The sequence below is a fragment of the Nocardia tenerifensis NBRC 101015 genome (assembly GCF_000308715.1).
Taxonomy (GTDB): Bacteria; Actinomycetota; Actinomycetes; order Mycobacteriales; family Mycobacteriaceae; genus Nocardia; species Nocardia tenerifensis.
On record NZ_BAGH01000351.1, the window covers coordinates 71191 to 80002 of the forward strand.

Here is an 8812-nt window from a genome sequence, read left to right on the forward strand (position 1 = left end):
CCCGTGCGGACCCTGGCCCGGCCGACGTCCGTTCCGCCCACGCTACGCGAAGGGGCGCGCGAGACCGGGCACTATGGCGCCCAGTACTTACGCCAGTCCGCGCTGTCCAGAGGTAGGCGTTCGCCCCGCGCGGACTCGGCGGCGTCCTCGGCGGCACGGATGCGGGCGGCGAAGGCGAGGGTGGCCTTGCGCAGCCGCTCCTCGGCGCTGCCTGGGCCGCCGAGGTGGACCACGCGGAGCTCGGCGGGGATGAGATCGTCGGGGAGCCCGGCCTTGGTGCTGCGGTCGCGAATCTTCTCGGCGAGGGCGAGCGCGGGTTGGGCCATGGCGATGCCGTCGAGGCAGGAGCGGCGCGACTTCTCCGCGGATTTTCGCTCCTCCCAGGCACTTTCCTGGGCGGCGATCTTCTCCTCGAGGGTGGTGCCCGCGGCGAAACGGGTGTCGCGCAGGTACGGGCTGCGGTTGACCAGCTTGGCGACCAGCGCGGCGGCCACGTCGTCGACGGTGAATTCGCCTGCGGCCTGGGCGATCCGGGAGTGGAAGAGCACCTGGAGCAGCAGGTCGCCCAGCTCCTCCTTGATGGTCTCGGCGTCCTCGTGCTGGATGGCGTCGAGGAGTTCGTAGGTCTCTTCGAGCAGGTACGGGCGCAGGGAGTCGTGGGTCTGGGTCACCTCCCAGCCGCCGAAGTGCCAGAGCCGGTCCATGACCTCGACGGCGTCGGCCAGGCCGGCCGCTACAACGGCGGTGTCCGATGCGGTTATGTCCGACGAGGCGGCGCCCGCGTCCGACCAAGCGGCGTTGGCGTCGGATGGGAGGGTATCCGCCTCCGACGCAACGGTATTCGCCTCCGACGGAGCGGCATGCCCCCGGCTGGCCGCCGCGTGCCGGGCGGCACGCAGCACGGACTCCTCTCGGTCGCGGCTCATCGCGCCGCCGAGACCTCGGTCGCGGTGGTGAGATCCACCGCACCCTGGGCCTTTCCGTCGAGGGCGAGCAGCAGGTCGGCGACGAACTGCAGCAGCACGACGTCGCGCACCCGCTCGGCGCCGACGCTGTCCTCGACGCGCGGCAGCGGCAGCGAGATCACCCCGCTCGCGGCGCGATAGTTCGCGCTCGGGTAGATCCGCTTGAGCCGCATCTGCTTGGAGTCGGGCAGGTGCAGCGGCGAGATCTTGAGCGTCGTTCCGGTGACCGCGATCTCGGTGACCTCGTACTCGCGCGCCAGCAGGCGCAGCTTCGCGACCGAGACCAGGCGGCCGACCTCGACCGGCAGCGGGCCGTAGCGGTCGACGAGCTCCTCGACGACCGAGGCCAGGGTCGAATCGTCCTGGGCCGAGGCGAGTTTGCGGTACGCCTCGAGGCGCAGCCGGTCGCTGCCGATGTAGTCGGGCGGGATGTGCGCGTCGACGGGCAGGTCGATCCGCATCTCCTTGGGTTCCTCGGTGGTGATGGGCCGTCCGTCTGCGGCGGCGCGGTACGCCTCGACCGCCTCGCCCACCAGCCGGACGTACAGGTCGAACCCGACGCCCGCCACGTGGCCGGACTGCTCGGCGCCGAGCACATTGCCCGCGCCGCGGATCTCGAGGTCCTTCATCGCCACCGCCATGCCCGCGCCGAGGTCGGAGTTCTGCGCGATGGTGGCGAGCCGGTCGTAGGCGGTCTCCGTGAGCGGCTTCTCCGGCGGGTACAGGAAGTAGGCGTAGCCGCGCTCCCGGCTGCGCCCGACCCGGCCGCGCAGCTGGTGCAGCTGTGAAAGGCCGAGCGTGTCGGCGCGCTCCACCAGCAGGGTGTTCGCGTTGGAGATGTCGAGGCCGGTCTCGATGATGGTGGTGCAGACGAGCACGTCGAACTCGCGCGCCCAGAAGCCGGCCACGGTGGACTCCAGCGCGTCCTCGTTCATCTGGCCGTGCGCGACGGCAACCCTGGCCTCGGGCACCAGGTCGCGAATTCGCTTGGCGGCCTTGTCGATCGAGGAGACGCGGTTGTGCACGTAGAACACCTGGCCGTCGCGCAGCAGCTCGCGCCGGATGGCGGCGGTGACCTGCTTGTCGTTGTACGCGCCGACGTAGGTAAGCACGGGATGCCGCTCCTCCGGCGGGGTGAGGATGGTGGACATCTCGCGGATGCCGGCCAGGCTCATCTCCAGGGTGCGCGGGATCGGCGTCGCGGACATGGTCAGCACGTCGACATGGGTGCGCAGGGCCTTGATGTGCTCCTTGTGCTCGACGCCGAACCGCTGCTCCTCGTCGACCACGACCAGCCCGAGGTCCTTCCAGCGCACGCCGGTCTGCAGCAGCCGGTGCGTGCCGACGACGATGTCGACGGTGCCGTCGGCCATGCCCTCCATGACGGCGCGGGCCTCGCCCGGATCGGTGAACCTGGACAGGCCCTTCACATTGATCGGGAAGCCGGCCACGCGCTCGGTGAAGGTCTGTAGATGTTGTTGCGCCAGAAGGGTTGTCGGCACGAGCACGACGACCTGCTTGCCGTCCTGCACCGCCTTGAACGCGGCGCGCACGGCGATCTCGGTCTTGCCGTAGCCGACGTCGCCGCACACCACCCGGTCCATCGGGACGGGCTTCTCCATGTCCGCCTTGACCTCGGCGATGGCGGTCATCTGGTCGACGGTCTCGGTGAACGCGAACGCGTCCTCCATCTCCTGCTGCCAGGGCGTGTCCGGGCCGAACGCGTGACCTGGCGCCGCCTGCCGCGCGGCGTAGAGCTGCACCAGCTCGCCGGCGATCTCGCGAACGGCCTTGCGCGCCTTGCGTTTCGTGTTGGCCCAGTCCGACCCGCCCAGCTTGGACAGGCTCGGCAGTTCGCCGCCGACGTAGCGGGAGAGCTGGTCGAGCGACTCCATCGGCACGAACAGCCGGTCGCCGGGCTGGCCGCGCTTGCCGGGCGCGTATTCGATGACGAGGTACTCGCGCCGTGCGCCGCCGACGGTGCGCTCGATCATCTCGACGAAGCGCCCGATGCCGTGCTGGTCGTGCACCACCATGTCGCCCGCGTTCAACGCGAGCGGGTCGACCTGGTTGCGGCGCTTGGCGGGCAGCCGCTTGCCCTCGCCGGGCGCGGTCATCCGGTTGCCGGTGAGGTCGGACTCGGCGACGACGACCAGCCCGGCATCGTCGAAGATCAGGCCGTCGTGCAGCGAGCCGCACAGCACGCCGACCACGCCGTTGCCGGGCTCGGCGCCCGGTTCCAGCGCCGCGGCGGGCACCTCGGCGTCGGCCAGGCGCTCCAGAACGCGTTGCGCCGTACCGTGTCCCGCGACGACGACCACCGCGCGGCCGCCGGTGGACACGTGCGCGCGCAGCGAGGCGAAGATGGTCGCGACGAGTTCGTCGGAGCCGCGCGCGGTCGGCCCGGCTTGCACGGGCAGCACCACCTCCGAGGGGGTGCCCGCGGTGAGGGGGCTCAGCGTCCACCAGGGCAGACCGTGCTCGTCGGCGCTCGCGTGCACGTCGGGCAGCGCGCGATAACCCGAGGCGGCCAGGTCGAGACCGTGCGCGCCGAGCGGCGCGGCGGCGCCGAAGGAGGCCGCGGTCCAGGACGCCTCGAGGAACTCCTCGCCGGTGCGCACCAGGTCGGCGGCGCGGGTGCGGATTTTCTCCGGATCGCAGAGCAGCAGGTGCGCGCCCTCGGGCAGCACCTCGGTGAGCAGTCGCAGCTCGCCGGGCTGCAGCACCGGCAGCAGCGCCTCCATGCCGTCCACCGGGACGCCCTGGGCCAGCTTCTCCAGCATCTCCACCAGGGCGGCGTCGGCCGCGTTGGCGGCGGCCACCTCGGCGGCGCGCTCGCGCACGCCGGCGGTGAGCAGCAGTTCGCGACAGGGCGGCGCGACGACGACCTCGACCGAGACCTCGGTGAGCGAGCGCTGGTCGGCGACGGCGAACGGGCGCAGCTCGGTGACCTCGTCGCCCCAGAACTCCACGCGCACCGGATGATCGGCGGTCGGCGGGAACAGGTCGAGGATGCCGCCGCGCACCGCGAACTCGCCGCGCTTGCCCACCATGTCGACCCGCGTGTAAGCGAATTCGACCAGGCGCGTGAGCAATTCGTCGAAATCGAGCTCCGCGCCGACGCGCAGCACGATCGGCTCGATATCGCCGAGCCCGCCCGCCATCGGCTGCATGAGCGAGCGCACGGTGGTCACCACGACGCGCAGCGGCGCCGCGAACACCGGATCCTCCGGGTGGGCCAGCCTGCGCAGCACCTCCAGCCTGCGGCCGACGGTGTCGGCCCCCGGCGAGAGACGCTCGTGCGGCAGGGTTTCCCAGGACGGGAACTGCGCGACCGAGGGCCCGAGCATCTCCGCCAGCTCGACGGTCAGATCATCGGCCTCGCGCCCGGTCGCGGTGACCACGACCACCGGCCGCTTCGCCTCGATCGTCGCCGCCACGAACGCACGCACCCCGGACGGCCCGACCAGCTCGACCGAGGACTTGCCGACCAGCTCGGCGACGGTCCGCAGCGCGGCGTCGGCACCGGCGACCGCCGCGAGTCCCGCAAGCGGTGGACGATGGGTCGGCATCACAACTCCTGAGCTCAAGCGAGGTATTTCGAGCAGCAGGCAAAGTCTAGCGATCCGCCTGCCGCCCGACTTTCGGCGGTCGTGGGTGGCTCAGCACACGCGTCCAAGGCCGCCGGGCGGATGCTCGGCGGTGTCGGGCGTACCCGATGAGTTACCCACGCGCCATGAAATCAGTCGCCACCGACAAGTAACGCGCCGGACCTCGGCTCAGGGCACGTAGCGACGCAGGCGGCGCGCGGCGAACTCGCGGAAGTAGGCGAGCTTCTCGCTCGGCACGATCGAGGGCAGCAGGAAGTACCAGACGCGCTCCATGCGGGTCGCCATCTGGTCGATCGACTCGGTGCCGACGGCGATGATGTGCACGCCCGCGGTCATCTCCTGCAGCAGCATGCCGATCACCTCGGCATCGAGCTCGGGCTGCAAATCGCCTTGGGCGATGGCCCTTTCGGAGAGCACGCGGTAGGTGTCGCCCCACGTCTTGGCGATATTGTCGCCCTGCGCGCCGCGGTAGTCGCCGATCTGATGGGTCAGCTTGAGCATCGCGCCGACCATCGGATCGTTCATCGATAGGTCCGCCACGACATAGGTGATGCCGATGCACGCCTCGAGCGCGGGCACCCGGGGATCGAAGAAGCCCTGGCACGAACTGACCAGCCGCTCGTTGCCCTGGTCGACCACCGCGCGCGCCAGCTCTTCCTTCGAGCCGAAGTGAAAGTACAAGGCGCCCTTGGTCACATTGGACTGCGCGATGATCTCGCTCAGACTCGCGTTCGCGTAACCCAAGCGCAGAAAGACATCGGCAGCGCCCGCAAGAACGGAGTCGCGGGTGATCTCCGCGCGCGCTTGCCTAGCCATCAGATCCGCCTGTCATCCTAAAAACCAGCCATCCTGAAGTAGACCGACATCACGAAGTAGACCGACTTACCGCCCGAACAGCACCCAAAGGATGGGTGAACCGTACCACCAGGCGGGCCCTCGGCAGTCAATTCGAGCATTCGACCGGACCCACTTCGCAATTCACTGGTTAACAAACTGGGTCACTCCTCGATACCGGCGCGCCACTCCGAGCTGAGATGCGGGTCGGCCTCCAGATGGCTCAACCCGTTCCAGCACAGATTCACCAGATGCACGGCGACAACCTCTTTCGAGGGTTTGCGTTCGTCCAGCCACCACGTGGCCGCGGTGGCGACCTGCCCGACCAGCGCCTGGGCGTAGAGCGTGGCGAGGCTGGTGTCGAAGCCGCGGCGCTCGAAATCCCCTGCGAGAATGTGCGCCACCTGGTTCACGGCCTCGTTCAACAGGCTCGAGTAGCGGCCCTCGGCGTTGCCCGCCGGTTGGTCGCGCACGAGGATGCGGAAGCCGTCGGTGCGCTCCTCGATGTAGGTCAGCAGCGCGAGCGCGACCTGCTCGAGCCGCACCCGCGACCGATTCTGGGTCAGCGACGACACGATCATGTCCAGCAGCATCGACATCTCGCGATCGACGACGACCGCGTACAGCCCCTCTTTGCCCCCGAAGTGTTCGTACACTACGGGTTTGGAGACCTGCGCCCGCTGCGCGATCTCCTCGATCGAGGTCGCGTCGTACCCGCGCTCGGCGAACAGCGCGCGACCGATCTCGATCAGCTGCTGCCGCCGCTGGGTCCCCGTCATCCGCGGACGCGACACCTTGGGCGGTTCACTGACAGACATCGCTCCGCCTCCCTTCGCCAACGCCATCCCGGTGCCTTAACTGTTCCAGACAGCTCGCCGGATCGCCCCGTCAACCCCGGGCGCGCCCTCGATATCTCGGACCCCGGCGCCGCACACGCTCCAACTACCGGCAAGAATCGCGTAGAGGCGCGGGTGTATGCGAGGATCTTTTCCGTGCCGTGGCACAGCGGCGGGTGTTCCCGATCCGCCGATGTGGCAATCCGCCGTGGTGTAATGGCAGCACCTCTGATTTTGGTTCAGATAGTTCAGGTTCGAGTCCTGGCGGCGGAGCTAGGCAGCACGGTGCATATCGTTGGCCCGCACATCTGCGCCCAGCACAGCACAGACCCCAGCACGATGAGCAGAGCCAAGCACGATGACAGGCAGCCGAGGGAGATCCATGCCACAGCAGACCGCCGTCGTCGTTCTCGCAGCCGGTGCCGGGACGCGAATGCGGTCGAAGACCCCCAAAGTGCTGCATTCGCTGGCCGGTCGGAGCATGCTCGCGCACGCGCTGCATGCGGCGAACGAGATCGACCCCGCATACCTGATCACCGTGGTCGGACACGACCGCGAACAGGTCGGCGCCGCCGTGCAGGCGGTGGCCACGGACCTCGGCCGCGAGATCACCCCGGCCATCCAGGAGGAGCAACTCGGCACCGGGCACGCCGTGCAGTGCGCGCTCGCCGCGCTGCCCGTCGGCTTCACCGGCGACCTGCTGGTCACCTCCGCCGACGTGCCGCTGCTCGACGGGCACACCCTCTCCGCGCTGCTCGACGAGCATCGCAGCTACACCGAGCGATCCGCCGTGACGGTGCTGACCTTCGTGCCCGACGACCCGAACGGCTACGGCCGCATCGTCCGCGACGCCAACGGCCGGGTGGCCGAGATCGTCGAGCACGCCGACGCCACCCCCGCCCAGGCCGCGATCACCGAGGTCAACTCGGGTGTGTACGCGTTCGACGTGAACGTGCTGCGCACCATGATCAGCCGGCTGTCCACCGCCAACGCCCAGCACGAGCTGTACCTGACCGACGTGCTCCGGCTGGCCCGCGAGGCCGGGCATCCGGTGCACGGCGCCCGCCTGGTCGACGCCGCCAAGGTCACCGGCGTGAACGACCGGGTCCAGCTGGCCAACGCGACGAGCCGGCTCAACCGCTACATCCTCGAGCGGCACATGCGTGCCGGCGTCACGATCATCGACCCCGCCTCCACCTGGGTGGACGCGAGCGTGCGGATCAGCAGGGACGCGGTGCTGCGCCCGGGCGTGCAGCTGCTCGGCGACACCGTCATCGGCGAGGACGCCGAGATCGGGCCGGACTGCACGCTGACCGACGTGGTCGTCGGCGAGGGCGCGCGGGTCGTGCGCACCCACGGCGAGGGCGCGATGATCGGTCCCGGCTCCACCATCGGCCCGTTCAGTTACCTACGTCCGGGCACGGTGGTCGGCAATGCAGGCAAGCTCGGCGCCTTCGTCGAGACCAAGAACGCCTCGATCGGCGCGCACTCCAAGGTGCCGCACCTGACCTACGTCGGCGACGCGACCATCGGCGAGTACAGCAACATCGGCGCTTCGAGCGTCTTCGTCAACTACGACGGTGTGACCAAGCATCACACCACTGTCGGCTCACATGTGCGAACGGGAAGCGACACGATGTTCGTCGCGCCGGTAACGGTGGGTGACGGCGCGTATACGGCGGCGGGTACTGTACTGCGCAGAAGCGTTCCGCCCGGCGCACTCGCGATCTCCGGCGGGCCGCAGAAGAACATCGAGGGCTGGGTGCAGCGGCACCGTCCTGGAACGGCCGCGGCGCGCGCGGCGGCAGAAGCCAACGCCGCCAAAGACAACTCCGGTCAGGCAATCGAGCAAAAGGATGGCAAACAGCAGTGACCGCGTCATGGATCGACAACCAGAAGAACCTGATGCTCTTCTCGGGACGCGCTCATCCTGAGCTGGCCGAGCAGGTCGCCAAGGAACTCGACGTCCACGTCACGCCGCAGACCGCGCGCGACTTCGCCAACGGCGAGATCTTCGTCCGCTTCGAGGAGTCCGTCCGCGGCTCCGACGCGTTCGTGCTGCAGAGCTTCCCCGCGCCGCTGAACCAGTGGCTCATGGAGCAGCTCATCATGATCGACGCGCTCAAGCGCGGTTCGGCCAAGCGGATCACCGCCGTTCTGCCGTTCTACCCCTACGCCCGCCAGGACAAGAAGCACCGCGGCCGCGAGCCGATCTCGGCCCGCCTCGTCGCCGACCTGCTGAAGACCGCGGGCGCGGACCGCATCATCACCGTCGACCTGCACACCGATCAGATCCAGGGCTTCTTCGACGGCCCTGTCGATCACATGCACGCGCAGCTGCAGCTCGCCGAGTACATCCGCACCAACTACACCCTCGACCACATCACCGTGGTCTCCCCCGACTCCGGCCGCGTGCGCGTGGCCGAGAAGTGGGCGGACTCGCTCGGCGGCTCGCCGCTGGCGTTCATCCACAAGACCCGCGACCCGCTGGTGCCCAACCAGATCAAGGCGAACCGCGTGGTCGGCGACGTCGAGGGCCGCACCTGCATCCTGATCGACGACATGA

Annotated in this window: 6 protein-coding genes and 1 tRNA gene; 3 read left to right on the top strand and 4 right to left on the bottom strand. The window is 69.3% G+C overall.

Annotated features, from left to right (window positions below):
• Positions 1 to 71: 71 nt before the first annotated feature.
• The 4 genes from ON39_RS27860 to ON39_RS27875 all read right to left on the bottom strand — a co-directional run bounded on the left by ON39_RS27860 (position 72) and on the right by ON39_RS27875 (position 6189).
• On the bottom strand, positions 72 to 926 hold the full coding sequence (locus ON39_RS27860; RefSeq protein ID WP_373283746.1) for a nucleoside triphosphate pyrophosphohydrolase: 855 nt from the start codon (positions 924 to 926) through the stop codon (positions 72 to 74).
• Positions 923 to 4537, bottom strand: a complete 3615-nt coding sequence (gene mfd, locus ON39_RS27865) for a transcription-repair coupling factor (protein ID WP_174412571.1) — start codon at positions 4535 to 4537, stop codon at positions 923 to 925. The genes ON39_RS27860 and mfd overlap by 4 nt, the downstream gene beginning before the upstream one ends.
• 207 nt (positions 4538 to 4744) lie before the next feature.
• Entirely contained in the window at positions 4745 to 5392 is a 648-nt protein-coding gene (locus ON39_RS27870) for a TetR family transcriptional regulator (RefSeq protein WP_040738837.1), read from the bottom strand.
• Between the two features lie 182 nt (positions 5393 to 5574).
• Positions 5575 to 6189, bottom strand: a complete 615-nt coding sequence (locus ON39_RS27875; RefSeq protein WP_051187212.1) for a TetR/AcrR family transcriptional regulator — start codon at positions 6187 to 6189, stop codon at positions 5575 to 5577.
• A gap of 259 nt (positions 6190 to 6448) precedes the next feature.
• On the opposite strand from ON39_RS27875, the gene ON39_RS27880 reads away from it, so the two are divergent.
• The 3 genes from ON39_RS27880 to ON39_RS27890 all read left to right on the top strand — a co-directional run.
• A tRNA-Gln gene (locus ON39_RS27880) sits at positions 6449 to 6519 on the top strand.
• Between the two features lie 109 nt (positions 6520 to 6628).
• Complete coding sequence (gene glmU / locus ON39_RS27885; protein ID WP_040738839.1) at positions 6629 to 8119, top strand: bifunctional UDP-N-acetylglucosamine diphosphorylase/glucosamine-1-phosphate N-acetyltransferase GlmU; 1491 nt, start codon at positions 6629 to 6631, stop codon at positions 8117 to 8119.
• The coding region (locus ON39_RS27890; RefSeq protein ID WP_040738841.1) for a ribose-phosphate diphosphokinase at positions 8116 to 8812 on the top strand (697 nt) is incomplete at its 3' end. The genes glmU and ON39_RS27890, both read left to right, overlap by 4 nt.

Coding starts and splice junctions, on each gene's coding strand:
- ON39_RS27870 (WP_040738837.1), bottom strand. CDS start 5,392: ATGGCTAGGCAAGCGCGCGCGGAGATCACCCGCGACTCCGTTCTTGCG.
- ON39_RS27875 (WP_051187212.1), bottom strand. CDS start 6,189: ATGACGGGGACCCAGCGGCGGCAGCAGCTGATCGAGATCGGTCGCGCG.
- ON39_RS27860 (WP_373283746.1), bottom strand. CDS start 926: ATGAGCCGCGACCGAGAGGAGTCCGTGCTGCGTGCCGCCCGGCACGCG.
- mfd (WP_174412571.1), bottom strand. CDS start 4,537: ATGCCGACCCATCGTCCACCGCTTGCGGGACTCGCGGCGGTCGCCGGT.
- glmU (WP_040738839.1), top strand. CDS start 6,629: ATGCCACAGCAGACCGCCGTCGTCGTTCTCGCAGCCGGTGCCGGGACG.